Below are 16,827 nucleotides of genomic sequence, written 5' to 3'. Positions count from 1 at the left end.
TTTTTTAAAATATTTAACTTTTTAGATGTTGGTAGACCATCAAATATTTTAACATGATCTTCATAGGAAATTTTTATATCTTCATATTTCTCTAAAGCTAAATTTAGTGCATCAAAATGAATTTTTTTTGTATCAACCAATACTCCATCTAAATCAAAAATTATTAGTTTAATCATTTTTATATTTTCCAATTATATCTGAACAAATTCCTAGGCAATTAATCTTTTTATAATTTGTAATTTCTGGCAATACACATATACTTTCAGGCAACAACTTTTTCCCTGGATATGTCCATATAAAACCTTTACTTGTGATAGTATAATCATCATCTTGATGCCAAAAAAAATGAGCTTTTATTTTATTCAAAGCATTCATTGCTTTAGAAGTTTTTGCGTGGCACCAGATTTTATCATTAATTAAAAATTCCTTATTTATTTTGTATTGATTAATGTCATGACCTAAATAAAAATCTCCTCTTTCAAATCTTACATCAACTTCAACGTTAAACCCAAGTGATATTGCTTTTTCAATATATTTTGGGTTGTTTTCATTATCCTTTTCTATTCCCCAAATATTCCCTCTATGCGATATAAAATACATAATATAATTTAATGTTAATTTAAGTTTTTTATTAGATGTATTTAATAATATCTATTTATTTAATAAATATAAATCAGCAATTTTCTTTAAAAAATGATATAATTTTTTTTTCCATAATTTAAAATATGACCAACAAAAGTACATATCAAGCAGACTCCATCAAAGTTTTGAAAGGTCTTGAAGCAGTTAGAAAAAGACCTGGAATGTATATCGGGGATACTGATGATGGTACAGGTTTACATCACATGGTTTATGAGGTTGTAGACAACTCTATTGATGAAGCATTAGCAGGTCATTGTAAAAATATTAATGTAAAAATTAATTCTGATGGAACAATTACCGTAAATGATGATGGAAGAGGTATCCCTGTTGATATGCATAAAGGGGAAAAAAAATCTGCAGCTGAGGTAATTATGACTCAACTTCATGCTGGTGGTAAGTTTGATCATGACTCATATAAAGTTTCTGGTGGACTACACGGCGTTGGTGTTTCAGTTGTTAACGCATTATCGGAAAAACTAGAATTAGAAATAAATAGAGATGGAAAAAAACATTTTATAGAATTTAATAATGGTGAGGCAAAATCTCCTCTTAAAGTAATTGGAAAATCTAAAAATACAGGAACTCAAATAACATTCCTACCTTCGAATGATATATTCTCATCAATTAAATTTAGTGCAAATATTTTAATTAAAAGAATGAGAGAGTTAGCATTCTTAAATAAAGGTATAAAAATAATTTTTACTGACGCCAGTCAAAAAAAAGAAAAAACATCTGAATTTAAATTTGATGGTGGTGTTTTAGAGTTTGTAGATTTTTTAGATGAGAAAAGAGAAAAACTACAAAATAAAAATGGTAATGATTTGTTTCGAAAACCAATTTACATTGAAGGCAAAAAAGATAACATTGAAATAGAGTGTTCATTAAAATGGAATGCGGGTTATGCAGAAGATATATTTCCATACACAAATAATATTTATCAAAAAGATGGTGGAACACATTTATTAGGTTTTAGAAGTGCTCTTACAAGGGTTGTAAATAAATATGCTAATGAAAATAATTTATTAAAAAAGAATAAACTAGCTATTTCAGGAGATGATATTAAAGAAGGCTTAACATGTGTGCTTTCAACTAAAATCCCTGATCCTAAGTTTTCTTCACAAACTAAAGACAAATTAGTTTCATCAGAAGTTAGAATGATTGTTGAAACATTAGTTAATGAAAAACTATCAATATGGTTTGATCAAAATCCATCGATTGCCAAAATAGTTTTGGCTAAAGTTATTCAAGCGGCAATGGCGAGAGATGTTGCTAGAAAAGCTAGAGAAAATGTAAGAAGAAAGGGAGCTCTTGAATTAAGTGGATTACCTGGAAAATTAGCTGATTGTCAGATAGGAAAACAAGAGGGTACGGAATTATTTATTGTTGAGGGAGACTCAGCAGGTGGTTCCGCTAAACAAGGAAGAAATAGAGCAAATCAAGCGGTTTTGCCTTTAAGAGGTAAAATTTTAAACACTTACGTTGAAGACATAAATTTAAAAAAAAATGGCAATGTGAATAGTAACGGTTCCGATTTAAGAACAAAAGCTCTTGCAAAAATGATATCTTCAAATGAGATAGTAACATTAATTAATGCATTGGGACTTGACCCTAAATCTCAGGAAATAGATTTAAAAGATTTAAGATACGGTAAAATAATTATTATGACCGATGCTGATGTTGATGGTTCTCACATAAGAGCATTGTTGTTAACTTTTTTTAATAACAAACCATTTAATAAATTAATTGAAAATGGTCATGTTTATTTAGCCCAACCACCATTGTTTAAAATCAATAAAGGTTCAAAAGGGATTTATATTAAAGATGAAAAAGAATTAGAGGATTATATCGTAAATAATAATAAGGAATTAAAAAAATTAAAAAGAGGCTCAAAAGAATATTATAATTCTTTAGATTTAGAAAAATCAAAAATGAATATACAAAGGTTTAAGGGTCTTGGTGAAATGAATCCAGAAGAGTTGTGGAATACAACTTTAGATCCTGAAACTAGAAATTTGCTTCAAGTGCAGTACTCTAAAGATCTTAAAAAAGATCAAAGTCTTATCCATACACTAATGGGAAGTGATGTTGCGTTAAGAAAAGATTTCATAGTCTCAAATGCTATCAATGTAAAAAATCTTGATATTTAAAAATGAAGTTTTTTGAAACTTCAAAACACCACTCATTCAAAAAATCTACTTATATTACCTTAAGATGGATTGGTATAATTGGACAGTTAATTGCAGTTAATTTTGTATACTTTGTATTAGATTTTAAATTTGACTTTATAACTTCTAATCTAATTATAATCATTGGCATCATAAGTAATTTTTACTTAATTTTTATTTATAAAAAAACTCAATTATCCGACAGATCAGCTTTCATTTTTTTAGTTATTGATATTTTGCAATTAGCTATTTTACTTTACTTGTCAGGTGGAATTCTTAATCCATTTGTTATCTTTATAATTATTCCAAGTGTATTTTCATCATCTAATTTAAGTTTTAGAACAAATACTATGCTTGTGTTGTTAACAGCTTTATCAATTATATTTTTAACTTTTTATTCAACAGAATTACCTTCTCCACTTGGAGATCATTTTCATGTAAGCACTTATTATTATTACTCTATCCCGATTGCTTTGATTATTGCTCTTGTTTTTTTAAATTATTTTGCAATGACATTTGGAACTCAATCTAGGTTAAGAAAAGAAGCTCTTACGAAAATGGAAGAAGTAATGGCCAAAGAACATGAACTATTGTCCTTGGGTGGTCAAGCGGCAGCAGCTGCTCATTCATTAGGAACACCTCTTTCAACCATAAAAATAATTACTCAAGAATTACTAAAACAATTTGAAGGTAATAAAGACGTAGAAAAAGATATTAATTTATTATCTGGTCAGGTTGAAAGATGTAATGAAATACTAAAAAAATTAACTTTAAATCCAGACGAAGAGGATGAGTTTATTGATGTAGATATTACAATTAGAGATTACCTAAATGAAATTTTAAATTCATTTAAAGAGATAAGTACAAAGAAGTTTATTTTTAATTTTGATCAAGACTCTAATTCGAAAAAAATAGTTAAATCTATAGAAATTGTATATGGACTAAGAAATTTTATAGGTAATGCTAATAAATTTTCTGATGAAAATATTTTCATAAATTTAAAGAGTGATAGTGAATTTACTGAAATAAGTATTGAGGATGATGGTCCAGGTTATCCAAAAGATATTTTATCAAAAATAGGAGAGCCATATTTAAAATCAAATAATCCTCAAGATAAATCAAAAACAGGACTAGGTTTAGGTTTGTTTATAGGAAAAACACTGTTAGAAAAAAATTTTGCTTCTGTAATATGTAGAAACTCTAAAACAAGATCTGGTGCTGAAGTGATAATTAAATGGAGAAATACAGATTTATTTAATATTTAATGAAATTTTTTCTTTGTTTCGAACAAAGAGCTAAGTTGAGATATCATTACATCTCCTAACTCATTTACATCAGTAATTTTTATAGCTCTGTTGTAATATCTTGAAACATCATGTCCAATACCAATCGCTAAAATTTCAATATCAGATTTATTCTCAATAAATTTGACCATCTTCTTCAAATGTTTTTCTAAAAAATCTCCTGAATTTACTGAAAGAGTTGAGTCGTCGACTGGAGCTCCATCAGAAATTACCATTAAAATTTTTCTTTCTTCTTTTCTTTTTTTAATTCGGTTGTATGCCCAAGATATAGCTTCGCCATCAATATTTTCTTTTAACAAACCCTCTTTTAACATCAGGCCTAAATTATTTTTTGCTTGTCTCCAATGTGTATCCGCACTTTTATAAATTATATGTCTTAGATCGTTAAGTCTTCCAGGTGTTTTTGGTTTTGAATTTTTAGTCCAAAATTCTCTACTCTGTCCACCTTTCCAGTTTTTTGTGGTAAATCCTAAAATTTCTACTTTGACCGAACATCTTTCAAGTGTTCTTGATAGGATATCTGCACAAATAGCAGCAATCGTTATTGGTCTTCCTCTCATAGACCCAGAATTATCAATAAGTAAAGTTACAACTGTGTCTTTAAAGTCTAGATCTTTTTCTTTTTTAAATGACAAAGAGTTATATGGATCCATTATTATTCTTGGTAACTTTGAACTATCAAGTAAGCCCTCTTCTAAATCAAATTCCCAAGCTCTATTTTGCTTTGCTAGTAATTGTCTTTGAAGTTTATTAGCTAACTTAGTAATTACATCTTGGAAACCAATTAACTGTTGATCTAAATTTTTTCTAAGTTTATTAGCTTCATCTGCATTTTCTAGATTTTCAGCTTTAACAACTTCGTCGTATTGTGTAGTGAATATTTTATAATCAATATTTACATTATCAATTTTTTTTTGAATTACCTGCTCAGAGTTTTGTTCATCAGACTCAACATCAGACAACTGCTCATCCAAATTAAACTCATCTATACTATAATCAGCATCAACGGATGCCTCTGTTTGCTGTTCATCATTTTTATCTTTGCTATCTTCATTATCTTTATTTTGATCATCATTTGAGGGATTGTCTTGACCTTGATCTTGATTTTCTTTTTCTTCTTGGTTTTCCTCATCGCTTTGAAAAATATCCATTTCTTCAAGTATTTCAGAAAATTTAGAACTGTATGTATTTTGATTTTCTAAATTATTTAACAAAAACTCTTTATGCTTCTTGATTGATTGCTCAAAATCTTTTTCCCAGAAATTAAGCATTCTAGATGTTAAAGGATTTAGGTCTATATTATGAAAATTTTTAAGCATATAAAGCTCAAAAGCTTCAGCAACAGGCACGTCTTCTTTTGTTTTAAGCTGATCTTTTCTTTTACGATTAATTATTTGTGAATAGTTTTCAGAAAAATTTTTTTGAATTCCTTTCAACATTTTGCCTCCTAGGGCTTCATATCTAATCTTTTCGGCTATATTATATAAAGATCTAGAGGAAGTGTTTGAAGGCAAATTTTTTCTATAAATTTTTTCATTAGAAAATCTTTTTTTGAGTGCTTTAGAGTCTGTTTCAGCTCTTAATTTTATAAAATCACTTGGACTAGTTAGATCATTTATTTCAAAAGACGAAAAATCTTTCGTCTTTTTATCTTCAGAAGATTTGTTGTTTATATCAATATCGTCTGCGATAACTTTTGCTGTTGAAGATAAAGCAATTCTAAATTTTTCTTTTAAATTTGTTTCTTTATTGCTCATTTAAATTTGAATATTGATCAAGGACTCAGGCAATTCTTCACCAAAACATCTTTGATAATATTCCGCGATTGTATTTTTCTCAATATCATCGCACTTATTTAAAAAGGTTACTCTAAATGCATATCCGGTATCCTTAAAAATTTCAGAATTTTCAGCCCAATGAAGAACTGTTCTTGGACTCATTACAGTAGATATATCTCCAGCAATAAAACCTTTTCTAGTTAAGGATGCTACTTTAATCATATTAGCAACTTTTTCTTTTCCTTTAGCATTATTTAAATTTTTATTCTTTGATAAAACTATATCCATTTCTCTATCTAGGTTTAGATAGTTTAATGTTGTTACAATATTCCATCTATCCATTTGACCTTGGTTAATTTGCTGTGTTCCGTGATAAAGTCCAGTGGTATCACCAAGCCCAACTGTATTAGATGTTGCAAATAATCTGAAATACTTATTTTGACTTATTACTTTGTTTTTATCTAGTAGCGTGAAATTTCCTTCAGCCTCCAAAACTCTTTGAATAACGAACATGACATCAGGCCTTCCAGCGTCATACTCATCAAATACTAAAGCAACTGGATTTTGAATTGACCATGGCAGAATACCCTCATTAAACTGTGTCACTTGTTTTCCATCTTTAAGTACAATTGCATCCTTACCTATTAAATCTATTCGGCTAACATGACTGTCTAAATTTACTCGAATACACGGCCAGTTTAGTCTTGCTGCTATTTGCTCTATGTGTGTTGATTTTCCAGTACCATGATATCCTTGTACCAATACTCTTTTATTGAACGCAAATCCTGAAATGATTGCAAGTGTAGTATCTCTATCAAATTTATAGTTTTTATCTATTTCAGGCACATATTCACTTTTTTTTGAAAATGCATCTACTTCCATTTCGGAATCTATTCCAAAAGATTGTTTTAAAGAAACTTTTATGTCAGGTTGAATGTTAAGATTTGGAGTCAATTTTTTCTCTATAAGTATTTTTTAGCTGTGTGTAAGCTAAAGTTATCAGTTTTAATTTTTCCTCGTATTTTTTATTTCCGGCATTCATATCAGGGTGAAATTTTTTAACAAGCACTTTGAATTTTTCTTGTATTTTTTGCCACTTTAAACCCACAGATATTCCCAATATTCCAAATGCTTTAATATCTTTATGATCAAATTTAAATTGACGCATATGATTATAGTCTCCGTTGAATTTATCTTTATCAAATTCATCTTTTAAAGTTGTGTTCCATAAAACTTTAAAAAAATTATCCGAAGAACTAAAATTTTGAGTAGGTTTGTGCCAAGTCATATCTGACTTTAAAAAATTGATTACTTGGTTGTCACTCATCCCAGAAAAATAATTCCAGTTTTTGTTAAATTCTTTAACATGTTCTAGACAAAGCATTCTATATTTCCTGCTATTATCCTTCTCAATTGGTGCTCTGTATTCACCAATTTCATTACAATTATTCCAGTCACAAATATTTTTCATGATATAATAATTACTATATGGATATAAATGAATTAATTGCAATTATAAAAAAAAAATTATCAGATCAAATAAATATTCAAAGTATAGATATAGAAGATAAATCTTTTCTTCACAAAAATCACAAAGGTAATCAAGAAGGCAAATATCATTTAAAGTTAAATATAGTTTCTGATGAGTTAAAAAGTATGAACAGAATTGAAAGTAATAAAAAAATTTATAAAGTATTAGATAAAGAATTGAAAGAAACTATTCACTCAATTCAAATTCAACTATCTTAAGTAATCATTAAAAAATCTTTTCAATCTTTCTTTTGGATATTCAATATTAATTTGCGGAGACCCAATTTTTTTTAAAAGCACCAAATTAATCTTTTGGGATTTATTTTTTTTATCCTTTGTCATGAAAAATAATATTTTATTTATATCTTTTTTTTTAAAAAATTTATTAACAGATATTGATAGATTTAAATTATTAATATGATTTAAAATTAGGTTGTAATCACTTTTTTTAAGTATTTTTAAATTTAAACTAAAACTTAATGCTGTCTTTATACCTAGGATTACTGCTTCACCGTGATTTAATTTCTTGTTGTAATTTAGGGCTGCTTCATAAGCATGGCCAAATGTATGTCCAAAATTTAAAACTTTTCTTAAATTTTTTTCTTTTTCGTCTTTTTCAACCACATTTTTTTTAATTTTACAGCTTTCATAAATTGCTTTTTCAATAAATGGAGAACTCAGTTTAGTAATTTTATTCACATTCTTATTTAAAAATTTAAAGAAATTTTTATCTCTTATTAGAGAATGTTTTAAAATTTCACCATATCCACAAATAATCTCTCTTTTTGGTAACGATTTAAGAAAATCAACATCTGTTATAACCAAGTTTGGTTGATAAAAACTACCAATTAGGTTTTTTCCGTAATGTGAATTTATGCCAGTTTTGCCACCAATCGAAGAGTCGACTTGGGATAAAAGTGTTGTTGGTATATTTATAAATTTCATACCTCTTTTAAAGATACTAGATGCAAAACCACTTACATCACCTGTAATACCCCCACCTATTGATATTATACAGTCATCTCTAGAAAAGTTTTTATTTAATAAAATTTCTAGGATCTTATTAATAATATTAAAGTTTTTATTGTCCTCACTGGCAATAAAAAAACATATATGTATTTTCTTTTTATTGAATGAATTTTTTATTTTAGTGATAAATTTTTTTGGTACATTTTTATCAACTACAAGAAGGCATTGATTGAATGTTAAGGAATTATTCTTAATTATTTTTGACAGGTTAGTAATTAAATTTGATCCAATTATTATTGGATATTTTTGTGTTTTTGTTGCAATTGTTAATTTAATTGGTTTCATAAATTTCTTTAATTTTGCTTACTATTTCATTTTTTGTAAGATTATCACATTTGATTTCATATAAGGCTTTAGAATAAATGTTAGTTCGTTTTTTAATTAAATCAATTAAATCATTATCTGTAGCATTAATTGTTAGAGGTCTTCTTTTGCTATTTTTAATTCTTTCAACTAAAATTTTTTCATTCCAATTTAACCAAAATGAATAATGATTTTTTAAAACTTCATTTCTAATATTTTTATTTGCAAAAGCACCTCCCCCAAGAGAGACAACTGTAGAACTAAGTTTTAATTTTTTAAGTGTAGTTTTTTCCTCAATTTTTCTAAAATATTCTTCTCCTTTTGTTTCGAATATTTTTCGAATTGTCGTATTTAAATTTTTCTCTATTTCTTTATCTACATCTACAAAATTTAATTTAAATTTTTTTGCTACTAAAGAGCCAATAGAACTCTTACCAGATCCCATCATACCTAGAAAAACCAGATTTTTTTTTGATTTCATAAGTTTAAATATTGAAAAAACACAAATATGTCTTAATTTGAAATTATCTAAAGTTACATGCAATTCAACAAAAATACAAGTTCAGGTAAAAAAAGTATAATCGGACTAGTTGTTAAATCTATTTTTGGACTAGTAATTGTTCTTGGCGTTGTTTTAATTCTCAATTTAATTGATTTTCCTGCTCCTAAAAAAGAAATTGAAAAAATTATTCCAAATGAAAATTTTAAAATTGTTAAATAAAAAATTCTTTTTTATTTTTTTAAGCTATCTAATTATTTTAAATCCTATTCATGCAGAAGATAATCCAATTAATATATGGAATCTTGAAAAAAAAGAAAATGAAACTGTTGAGGAAGCAGTTATTACCGAAGGTGAAAATAACAATGATCAAATAAGTGTTTTTGATATGCAGTCAGATAAAAATACTGGCTCGATAGAATTAGATGAAAATTTAATATCAAAAGAAGTCAAAATAGTAGGATTATACGATCCTGAAGAACACGGTTTGACTATTGATATGTGGACGAATTCTGATGGTCAAAAGTTAAAAAATTTATTTAACAGTTTAGAGAAAATTAATCTTTCTAATGATGCATTAGAAATTATGGAAGTCTCATTATTAACTAACGCTCATTATCCTAATCAAAATATTACTGAAAATGAATTTTTAAAATTTAAATCTGATTGGTTAATTAAAAATTCTAATTTAGAACTCATTGAAGAATTTTTGGTTAATAATCAAATTGTAAATTCTCATCCGAAACTAACCAGACATTTATTAGATAACTATTTATCTGATAAAAATATAAAGAAGACTTGTGAATTTTTTACAAAAATTAAAGAACCAGTTGAGGATGAATATTTATCTAAATTAAATTTATATTGTTTAGTAAATTATGGAAAAAATGAAGAAGCCCAATTAATTCTAGATCTTAAAAAAGAGTTAGGTTTTCAAGATGAGTATTTTGAAAATAAAATGAATTACCTGTTTGGTTATATTGAAGAAGCATCCAAAGAAGTCTCTGAAAGTTCAGTATTTGAGTTTCATTTAGCTCATAGAACAAATCCAGAATTTTCATTTGAACCCAATGAAAATACGCCTAAATTAATTTGGAAATATCTATCAAATTCAAATTTACTACCAGATCTAAGTAGTGTTGACATAAATGATCAAGATAAAATCTTAATTATTGAGAAAGCTGCAAATTATAAAATTTTCTCAGAAAAAGACTTATTTGAATATTATAAAAAATTTCAATTTAATATTGATCAATTGTTAGGTGCAACTGATACTTACAAGTTGCTGTCTCCGTTAGAAGCTAGAGCATTAATTTATCAAAGAGCACTTTTAACGAGTGAACCAGAATTGAAATTGAAATTTTTACAGTTGCTGAAGCAGTTATTTGAGGATAACAAAATTGGTTTAGCTTTTGATAAAGAGCTCAATAACTTTTTGAAGGAAATTGAAGTAAATAATGTTCCTTCAGATTATTTAAGTTTTTATAATAACTATTTAAAAAATCAGAATTCAGAGTTCAAAAAAATTCAATACAACAATAATATTTTACATCAATCTAAGTGGGTAAATTATTTTAGAGGAGATTATTCAAAATCTGAAATACAAGAAGATTTAAAAAAATTTCTTGATAGAATAATTTTTAGTAATGAAACTTTGTCCATTAAAGATATAATTTTTATAGAAAGTCTGAAATCAGACGGAATAGAAATACCAAGCGAGTATGAAAGTTTGTATTCACAAAAGCCTTTTGAATTAGACGAAAATTTAGCTGAGTTGATAGAAGCAAATGAAGTTGGAACAGTTTTATTATCTTTAATTGAGATAATAGGTAATGACAAAATAGAAAATATTGATGAAAAAAGACTTTATTTTATTTTGAATACCTTAAATCAAATAAATGCTGACTTAATTAGAAATAAGCTATTGCTTAAAGTTCTTCCTTTAAAAGTATAAAAATTATAATAACATACAAATTTTATGGCGATAAGAACGATTATTACAGAACCAAACAAATTACTTCGACAAGTATCAAAACCTGTAGAAGCCGTTGGAAGTGAAGAGCAAAAATTAATGAATGATATGCTCGATACAATGTATGATGCTAATGGTATTGGTCTTGCAGCAATTCAGATTGGTATACCAAAAAGAATTATAGTGATGGATATAAGCAAGGATGAAAACAAAAAAGAGCCTAGATACTTTATAAATCCAGTAATAAAAAATAAAGATCCACTTAAGGCAACTTATGAAGAAGGGTGTTTATCCGTGCCAAATCAATTTGCTGAAATTGAACGACCAAGCAAATGTGAAGTAGAGTATTTAGATTACAATGGAAAGAAACAGTTACTAAAGGCAGATGGATTACTTGCAACATGCATACAGCATGAAATGGATCATTTGGAAGGGATATTATTCATCGATTATCTCTCAAAACTAAAAAAATCAATGATCATAAAGAAACTTTCAAAATTAAAATCAAATACAGCTGAAGTTTAAAAAATGTCAAAAAAGTTAGTTTTTATGGGTACGCCCATGTTTGCTGTACCAATTTTAAAATCTTTATATCAAAATGGATTTAATATTTCTTGTGTCTATACACAGCCCCCACAAAAATCAAAAAGAGGACAAAAAATTAATAAGTCTCCAATACAGGGTATTTCTGAAACTTTAAATTTAGAATATAGAACACCGCCAGTTTTAAATAATGAAGAGGAGTATAATTTTTTAAATTCTTTAGATGCTGATTTAGCAATAGTTGTTGCTTACGGACAAATCATACCTAAAAAATTTCTAAACCTAACTAAAAAAGGTTTTATAAATATACACGCATCTTTACTGCCTAAATGGAGAGGTGCCGCTCCAATTCAAAGGTCAATTATGAATTTAGATCAGGAGACTGGAATAAGTATAATGAGAATTACTGAAAAATTAGATACAGGACCAGTTTTTAATAATTATAAAATCCAACTTAATGAAAATTTGAATGCTTTAGAAATTAGTGAAAAGCTTTCTAGCTTAGCAGCAGAAAAAATTTTAGATAACGTAGATGATATTATAGATGGTAATGCAAATTTTATTGAGCAGGATCATTCGAATGCAACCTATGCATCTAAAATTCAAAAAACTGAAGGTCAAATTAACTGGGATGAAAATGCTGAAAAAATTATTGGTAAGATAAACGGTTTATATCCATCACCAGGAGCATTTTTTATGTTTAATGGAGAAAGATATAAAATTCTAAAAGCTCAAGTTGGAAGAGCTCAAGGAACTCCAGGGACAGTATTGAGTGATAATCTTGAAATTGCTTGTGGTAATAATCAATCGATTCTTATTAAGGAAATACAGAGGCAAGGGAAAAGACCTCAAAATATTGGTGAATTTATTCAAGGTTCGCAGATAAAAAAAGGCTCAAAAATATAAATGTTTAGATATCAGCTTTTGATAGAATATTTAGGAACAAATTATAAAGGTTGGCAAATTCAAAAAAAAAATAAAACTATTCAAGGAATACTTCAAGACAAAATTAGAAAGTTATTAAAAGAAAATATTACAATAGTTGGATCAGGTAGAACAGATGCTGGTGTTCATGCTATCGAGCAGTCGGCACATTTTGATTTAAAAAATAAATTATTGAACTTAGATAAATTTATTAACTCAATTAATCACTTTTTAAAAAATGAAAATATTACAATTCTTAAAATAAGAAAAAGAACTAGTAACTTTCACTCAAGATTTTCTGCAAAAAAGAGAGTTTATAAATATTTCATTTTAAATAGAACAAGTTCACCAGTGATTGAAAAAAATCAAGTTTGGCATGTAAGAAAAAAATTAGATTTAGATTTGATGAAATTAGGTGCAAAAAAATTAGTTGGTACTAAAGATTTCTCAACATTTAGGGCCTCAAGTTGTAATGCTAAGAGTCCAATTAGAACGATAGATTTTGTAAAATTAAAATCTTTAAATGATAAAATAGAAATTCATTTTAAATCTCAATCTTTTCTTCAACAGCAAGTACGATCTATGGTTGGTTGTTTAAAATATTTAGGTGAAAAGAAATGGGATTTAAAAAAATTTGACAAAGCTCTAAAGTCTAAAAAAAGGTCACTGTGTGCTCCTCCAGCACCACCTACAGGATTATTTTTATCTAGAGTTTTTTATTAGATTTTTTTTATTACTCATGGCAAATTTTTTATTTATTCGCCATCTAGACTCTGCTCTTACAATGTACCCACAACAATTTTTTGACTTACACTTACATGGAAATTGTTTGTAATTTTCATCATAACCAAAACCATAATCACAGGTAAATTCTTCACCTTTTTTGATATCTTTAATAGCTTTAACCCAAATTTTTAAACCTTTACCATCATAATCACAATTATTGTCACAAGAATGATTAATTAATCCTGCAGTATTCCATGGAAAATCTCCATCAAGGTCATATCTTTTGTTGATAGTAAATAAATAGATTGGTTTACTATTGTCATATTTATCAGACTCTTCAGTTTGTTTTTTTGTAATTAGTTTACCAACGTAATCGATTATCTTTGTACCTTCTTTGATATCTTTAGTAGCATAAAGTCCTCTACCTTTTTTATCGATATCAGATTTTTTAATTTTATATAATTTCATTGAGTTTTATTTAGTTTTTTATTGGTAATTATCAATTAAATTCTATTAAAGCATCAACATGTCTTTGAGTACTATCTTGTAGTGCTTTTAAGTCATATCCACCTTCTAGTATAGATACTACATTACCTCTACAAAATGATTTTGAAATTTCTAAAGTTCTTTTTGTAATTGTATAATAATCTTCAGCATTAAGTTTTAATTGTGCTAAAGGATCATCAATATGTGCATCAAAACCTGCAGAAAACAATAGAAATTCTGGTTTAAATTCTTTTAATTTTTTTAATACTAGTTCATATGCATTTAAATATTCTCTAGCACTTGTTCCAGCTTCAAGTGGAATATTTAAAATATTATTAAATTTTCCAATCTCTTTTTCCGAACCTGAACCTGGATAATATGGAAATTGATGAGTGGAAATATATAAAACTTTTTCATTGTTGAAAAAAATATCTTGTGTCCCATTTCCATGATGGACATCAAAATCAATTATAGCTATTTTTTTATAACCATATTTTTTAATTAAATAATTAGCTCCAACTGCAACATTGTTGTAAATACAAAAGCCCATTGCTTTCTCTTTTTCTGCGTGATGACCTGGTGGTCTTACTGCGCAAAAAGCATTTTTAAATTCTTTTTCCTCCACACCATCAATCGCTGTTATAATTGATCCAACAGCGTCCATTGTTGCTTCTTTGCTACCAGGGGAGACAACTGTATCTCCATCTAAAAAATTAAATCCATTTTGAGGGTATGATCGATCGACATGATCAATATATTCAGAAGAATGAGTTTTTATTAATATTGATTTTTCAAATTTTGAAGGCTTTTTCCATATTAAATTTTTGTTATCTAATTTTTTAAAGTTATCAATAACAGCTGTAACCCTGTCTATTTTTTCAGGATGTCCATCTCCTGTATTATGATTTTTGTATGTATCAGAAGTAATTAAAGCTGTTTTCACTTAAAATAATTCTTTAAAATATTTGAATAAATTAAAGTTAATTTTTTTAAATCACCTAAAGAAACTGCTTCATCTACTTTGTGCATTGTTTTTCCAACCAAACCAAATTCTAAACAGGGAGTAATCTTTCTAATAAATCTTGCATCAGAGGTACCTCCTGTGGTTGAGAGTTCAGGTTTAATCTTAGTAACCTTTTTAATTATATCTTGAATCATATATGTAGTTTGGTTTGGTTTAGTTAAAAAAGCTTCACCAGATACACTATATTCAATTTTATAATTTGACTTATTTTTATTACAAATTTTCTTCAATATTTTATTTATTTTTGTTTTAATTGAATTCGATGAGTGTTTATTATTAAATCTAATATTAAAAGTTGCATTAGCCAAACCTGGAATTACGTTATCAGCTGTGTTATCAATATTTATTTTTGTAACTTCTAGGTTTGTTGGCTGGAAGTCTTTTGTTCCTTTGTCAAATTTAATTTCCTTCAATTCTTTTAATATTTGAACAAGAGCAGTTGATGGATTGTTAGCTCTATGAGGATAAGCAACATGACCCTGAATACCTATAATTGAAAGTCTGCCAGTCATACTTCCCCTTCGACCAATTTTAATCATTTCTCCCAATTTATTTGGATTAGTTGGTTCTCCAACTAAACAAAAATTAATTTTCTCTTTTCTTTTTTTTAAGTATTCGACAACTTTTTTTGTACCGTTAATAGCCATTCCTTCTTCATCACCTGTAATTAGTAAGCTTATAGAGCCATTAAATTCTTTGTTATTTTTAACAAAAATGCTGACAGCAGAAACAAAAGCTGCAATAGAGCTTTTCATGTCATTTGCTCCTCTTCCAATTAAATGTCCTTTTTTAATTGAGGGTCTGAAAGGATTTACTGTCCAATCTTTTAAGTTTCCAGCAGGTACAACATCTAAGTGACCAGCGTAGCAAAAATTTGGACCTTCGGTCCCAAGTCTTGCATAAAGATTTTTTACTGGTTTAGTGTTTTTTTCTTTAAACTCTAATATTTTAGTTTTGAAACCAAGTTTCCTTAATTGTTGTTCTAAGAATTTCATTACTCCAGCATCTATTGGTGTTATAGACGGGTAACGAATTAGCTCTTTGGCTAATTGTAATTCATTAATGGTTTGCATTTTAATCTCTTAAAAGATCGTTTACTGATGTTTTAGATCTTGTTTTTTCATCAACTTGTTTTATAATTACTGCACAATATAACGAGGGTGCAGCAGGATTATTTTTATCTGGTAATGATCCAGGAACAACAACTGAGTAAGGAGGTATTTTACCGTGAGTTACTTCACCAGTTTTTCTATTAACGATTTTAGTTGATTGACCAATATACATACCCATACTTAATACTGAACCTTCACCAACTATTACCCCTTCCACAACTTCTGACATAGCACCTACAAAAACATTGTCTTCAATAATAGTCGGAAGCGCTTGTGCTGGTTCTAAAACTCCACCAATACCAGTTCCTGCTGAAATATGACAATTTTTTCCAATCTGACAGCAACTACCTGCACGACTAAATGTATCCATCATTGTTCCTTCATCTATGTAAGCACCAATATTTACATAACTTGGCATTAGAACAACATTTTTAGCAACATATGACCCTTTTCTCATTGCAGTATTTGGTACCATTCTAAAACCTGCTTTTTCAAAATCAGCGTTTGACCATCCGGATGTTTTTCCTTTTAACAAATGAGCTTTATCTCTCCAAGCTGAGTAGGGACCATCTAAAGTTTCCATTCCATGAATTCTAAAACTTAGCATAATTGCTTTTTTTAGGTGTTGATGAGTTACCCATTCACCATCAATTTTTTCAGCAACTCTAGATTTACCACTATCTAGATCTTCTATTACTTGATTAATAGTATCTTTTAATTTTTGATCTGAATTTTGATTAACTTGATCTTTGTTTTCCCAAGCTTCATTTATAATGTTTTCTATGCTCAT

At 27.7% G+C, this 16,827-nt stretch carries 19 protein-coding genes; 8 read left to right on the top strand and 11 right to left on the bottom strand.

Annotated features, from left to right (window positions below; translation table 11 throughout):
- Together ACTTAY_RS05985 and ACTTAY_RS05980 are read right to left on the bottom strand one after the other, a co-directional pair.
- On the bottom strand, positions 1 to 176 hold a 176-nt coding region (locus ACTTAY_RS05985; RefSeq protein WP_440672732.1), incomplete at its 3' end, for an HAD family hydrolase.
- Entirely contained in the window at positions 169 to 600 is a 432-nt protein-coding gene (locus ACTTAY_RS05980; protein ID WP_440672731.1) for a hypothetical protein, read from the bottom strand. The genes ACTTAY_RS05980 and ACTTAY_RS05985, both read right to left, overlap by 8 nt.
- Before the next feature lie 125 nt (positions 601 to 725).
- Here ACTTAY_RS05980 and ACTTAY_RS05975 point away from each other — a divergent pair, with 125 nt between their 5' ends.
- Both ACTTAY_RS05975 and ACTTAY_RS05970 read left to right on the top strand, forming a co-directional pair.
- Positions 726 to 2,789 carry a DNA gyrase subunit B gene (locus tag ACTTAY_RS05975; RefSeq protein ID WP_440672730.1) on the top strand — a complete coding sequence of 688 codons (2,064 nt, stop codon included), beginning with the start codon at positions 726 to 728 and terminating at the stop codon, positions 2,787 to 2,789.
- A 2-nt stretch (positions 2,790 to 2,791) separates the two neighbouring features.
- Complete coding sequence (locus ACTTAY_RS05970) at positions 2,792 to 4,072, top strand: ActS/PrrB/RegB family redox-sensitive histidine kinase (protein ID WP_440672729.1); 1,281 nt, start codon at positions 2,792 to 2,794, stop codon at positions 4,070 to 4,072.
- On the opposite strand, the gene ACTTAY_RS05965 is transcribed toward ACTTAY_RS05970, so the two are convergent.
- The 3 genes from ACTTAY_RS05965 to ACTTAY_RS05955 are packed head-to-tail and all read right to left on the bottom strand — an operon-like array spanning position 4,069 to position 7,360.
- Positions 4,069 to 5,868, bottom strand: coding sequence for a cobaltochelatase CobT-related protein (locus ACTTAY_RS05965; RefSeq protein ID WP_440672728.1), 1,800 nt, complete (start codon positions 5,866 to 5,868; stop codon positions 4,069 to 4,071). The genes ACTTAY_RS05970 and ACTTAY_RS05965 overlap by 4 nt on opposite strands.
- Positions 5,869 to 6,843, bottom strand: coding sequence for a cobaltochelatase subunit CobS (gene cobS, locus ACTTAY_RS05960; RefSeq protein ID WP_440672727.1), 975 nt, complete (start codon positions 6,841 to 6,843; stop codon positions 5,869 to 5,871).
- A complete protein-coding gene (locus tag ACTTAY_RS05955) occupies positions 6,827 to 7,360 on the bottom strand; it encodes a J domain-containing protein (protein WP_428079254.1) in 534 nt (177 codons plus the stop codon). The genes cobS and ACTTAY_RS05955 overlap by 17 nt, the downstream gene beginning before the upstream one ends.
- Before the next feature lie 17 nt (positions 7,361 to 7,377).
- Between ACTTAY_RS05955 and ACTTAY_RS05950 the strand changes: the two genes are divergently transcribed.
- The gene (locus ACTTAY_RS05950; protein WP_440672726.1) at positions 7,378 to 7,638 is read left to right on the top strand and encodes a BolA family protein; all 261 of its coding nucleotides are present in this window, start codon (positions 7,378 to 7,380) and stop codon (positions 7,636 to 7,638) included.
- Here ACTTAY_RS05950 and aroB read toward each other — a convergent pair.
- Both aroB and ACTTAY_RS05940 read right to left on the bottom strand, forming a co-directional pair.
- The gene (gene aroB / locus ACTTAY_RS05945) at positions 7,630 to 8,733 is read right to left on the bottom strand and encodes a 3-dehydroquinate synthase (RefSeq protein ID WP_440672725.1); all 1,104 of its coding nucleotides are present in this window, start codon (positions 8,731 to 8,733) and stop codon (positions 7,630 to 7,632) included. The genes ACTTAY_RS05950 and aroB overlap by 9 nt on opposite strands.
- Positions 8,720 to 9,232, bottom strand: a complete 513-nt coding sequence (locus ACTTAY_RS05940; RefSeq protein WP_440672724.1) for a shikimate kinase — start codon at positions 9,230 to 9,232, stop codon at positions 8,720 to 8,722. Before ACTTAY_RS05940 ends, aroB begins: the two co-directional genes overlap by 14 nt.
- Positions 9,233 to 9,289: 57 nt before the next feature.
- Here ACTTAY_RS05940 and ACTTAY_RS05935 point away from each other — a divergent pair, with 57 nt between their 5' ends.
- Genes ACTTAY_RS05935 through truA form a run of 5 tightly spaced genes read left to right on the top strand, consistent with a single transcriptional unit; the run spans position 9,290 to position 13,412 of the window.
- Entirely contained in the window at positions 9,290 to 9,472 is a 183-nt protein-coding gene (locus ACTTAY_RS05935) for a hypothetical protein (RefSeq protein ID WP_440672723.1), read from the top strand.
- Complete coding sequence (locus ACTTAY_RS05930) at positions 9,447 to 11,204, top strand: hypothetical protein (RefSeq protein ID WP_440672722.1); 1,758 nt, start codon at positions 9,447 to 9,449, stop codon at positions 11,202 to 11,204. The genes ACTTAY_RS05935 and ACTTAY_RS05930 overlap by 26 nt, the downstream gene beginning before the upstream one ends.
- A 24-nt stretch (positions 11,205 to 11,228) precedes the next feature.
- Complete coding sequence (def, locus tag ACTTAY_RS05925; protein ID WP_440672721.1) at positions 11,229 to 11,747, top strand: peptide deformylase; 519 nt, start codon at positions 11,229 to 11,231, stop codon at positions 11,745 to 11,747.
- A gap of 3 nt (positions 11,748 to 11,750) precedes the next feature.
- Positions 11,751 to 12,671, top strand: coding sequence for a methionyl-tRNA formyltransferase (fmt, locus tag ACTTAY_RS05920; protein WP_440672720.1), 921 nt, complete (start codon positions 11,751 to 11,753; stop codon positions 12,669 to 12,671).
- Positions 12,672 to 13,412 carry a tRNA pseudouridine(38-40) synthase TruA gene (truA, locus tag ACTTAY_RS05915; protein WP_440672719.1) on the top strand — a complete coding sequence of 247 codons (741 nt, stop codon included), beginning with the start codon at positions 12,672 to 12,674 and terminating at the stop codon, positions 13,410 to 13,412.
- On the opposite strand, the gene ACTTAY_RS05910 is transcribed toward truA, so the two are convergent.
- The 4 genes from ACTTAY_RS05910 to dapD are packed head-to-tail and all read right to left on the bottom strand — an operon-like array spanning position 13,392 to position 16,827.
- The gene (locus ACTTAY_RS05910) at positions 13,392 to 13,883 is read right to left on the bottom strand and encodes an SET domain-containing protein (RefSeq protein WP_262590133.1); all 492 of its coding nucleotides are present in this window, start codon (positions 13,881 to 13,883) and stop codon (positions 13,392 to 13,394) included. The genes truA and ACTTAY_RS05910 overlap by 21 nt on opposite strands.
- 31 nt (positions 13,884 to 13,914) lie before the next feature.
- The gene (locus tag ACTTAY_RS05905; RefSeq protein ID WP_440672718.1) at positions 13,915 to 14,844 is read right to left on the bottom strand and encodes a histone deacetylase family protein; all 930 of its coding nucleotides are present in this window, start codon (positions 14,842 to 14,844) and stop codon (positions 13,915 to 13,917) included.
- On the bottom strand, positions 14,841 to 15,998 hold the full coding sequence (gene dapE, locus ACTTAY_RS05900) for a succinyl-diaminopimelate desuccinylase (RefSeq protein ID WP_440672717.1): 1,158 nt from the start codon (positions 15,996 to 15,998) through the stop codon (positions 14,841 to 14,843). Before dapE ends, ACTTAY_RS05905 begins: the two co-directional genes overlap by 4 nt.
- A 1-nt stretch (position 15,999) precedes the next feature.
- The gene (gene dapD, locus ACTTAY_RS05895; protein ID WP_440672716.1) at positions 16,000 to 16,827 is read right to left on the bottom strand and encodes a 2,3,4,5-tetrahydropyridine-2,6-dicarboxylate N-succinyltransferase; all 828 of its coding nucleotides are present in this window, start codon (positions 16,825 to 16,827) and stop codon (positions 16,000 to 16,002) included.

Source organism: Candidatus Pelagibacter sp. HIMB1715 (genome assembly GCF_052047595.1).
Lineage (GTDB): Bacteria > Pseudomonadota > Alphaproteobacteria > Pelagibacterales > Pelagibacteraceae > Pelagibacter.
This window is presented reverse-complemented; position numbering and strand designations above follow the sequence as displayed.